1 protein-coding gene and 1 pseudogene are annotated in these 1,666 nt (G+C 30.2%); both read left to right on the forward strand.

Annotation, left to right across the window (positions count from 1 at the left end; genetic code table 11):
- Window positions 1-370 (forward strand): annotated as a pseudogene (locus CQA53_RS12765) (hypothetical protein); the annotation flags it as partial.
- Window positions 371-385: 15 nt separating this feature from the next.
- On the forward strand, window positions 386-1,666 hold a 1,281-nt coding region (locus CQA53_RS11275), incomplete at its 3' end, for a hypothetical protein (protein ID WP_147290053.1).

Here is a 1,666-nt window from a genome sequence, read left to right on the forward strand (position 1 = left end):
AGAGTGGCATAAATCTTATAAATATGATAAGGAGGAGAAGAAATATATAGAAACTAAAAACTTCGCAAACAATACCCTAAATTTATATAATGACTTTGTTGATGCAAAAAGACATATATTAATCCATGATGGATTTTCTCCAAAAAATAGTGATGGTTGTTTGTTGATAAAATCACAAGAAGTAAAAGATGAACAAGGAAACATTGTAGATAATATCTTAGCAGAAAAAGCATATAAAAAACTTGCTCTTGGAGATGCGATAATAAATAATAAAGGCTTTATTAGAAAGTTCTTAAATGATTCCACAACTAACACAAAAAACTTTGTAAAGAATAATATTTGCATAGTTATTAAAAATAATTTTACTTAAAGAAGGAGATTGAATATGTATGATAAAATAGAGGATGAAATAAAGTTCGATGAAATGATGTCATTCGGAGCTGTTAATCACATTGCTTCATCTGCAAATGGTGGTTATGGTGGTTTTAGTTCTTTTGTTTCAAATGATCATCGTATTACTTTTATCATTGTTTATAAGATGGATACTAACCCTACTTATTATGAGGACGAGGACAGGTTCGCCAAATATATTCTAGACGAAGTCAAAAATATAATCCAAAATAGAGATAAATTCCCAAAAGTTACTGATAGAATTAAATTCAAAGGCACTCTTCGTATTGCTTGGAGCTATGATATGAAGTATAATAAACATATAGATTTAATCTTTTTTCCTGAAGAAAATCCTTATCTCAACTATGCCTATCTCTATGCCAAAGATTTCCCTAAAAAGATAAGCAATGAAGATAATCCTAGAGAAATAATAGAAATGAAACCAAACTATGATATAAACTATGAGTTTGTAAAAGAGATTCTATCAAAGGCTGGAATGGATACATATCATAGAAAGAGATTCTTTGAAGTGAGATTTGGGACTGCGATGTTTGTGCCTATGGAAATAGAGTTTGAGTGGTATTTGATGTTTGGTTATGACGATAGAGATAGTAACCTTTATGATGATGAAACTGAAATAGGGAGCACAGTAAAAAATATAGTTTATCATGATAATAGTTTATTTGGCGTATTCTATCTTTCAGGGGAATTTGATATGTGCATAGGGGTTATTAAAGAGTATTCTATTTTATCACATGTAGGAAATTTACAGATAAGCATAATAGATTCCGAATATCCTAAAGCTGTATTACCATCAACCCCTTTTATACCACTACCAACCAATGTGCTTGCTACTACTCGAGACTTTGATGATTGTATCGTGAAGGTTAAATCAGACAACAAAAATGATAAGATTCTAGCACAGCTTTTTTCGCACAATGTTGAACTACTTATAATTAAAAATAATGATAACAATGAATGTTATATCATTGATAAAAAAAATAAAAATCTTCAAAAATCTTCCCATGCAACCAGCGAATCTAAACCTATTAATCCTTTTTATAAAGTTAAATATCTCATCTATGTGCAAAACATACTCCCAAATAATTGGGCAAAAGTATGGGTGATAAAACCACCAAAATTTTTTAATGATAATGGTAGGATAGTTATAGATAAATCCTACATGGACACCTTTCATAACTCTCCCTCTCAAATAAAGCTCTATGAGGGCTATATCCATACAAGCGGATTAGATTATCTTATGCCATTCGGAGAG

Source organism: Helicobacter didelphidarum, from assembly GCF_003364195.1.
Taxonomy (GTDB): domain Bacteria; phylum Campylobacterota; class Campylobacteria; order Campylobacterales; family Helicobacteraceae; genus Helicobacter_A; species Helicobacter_A didelphidarum.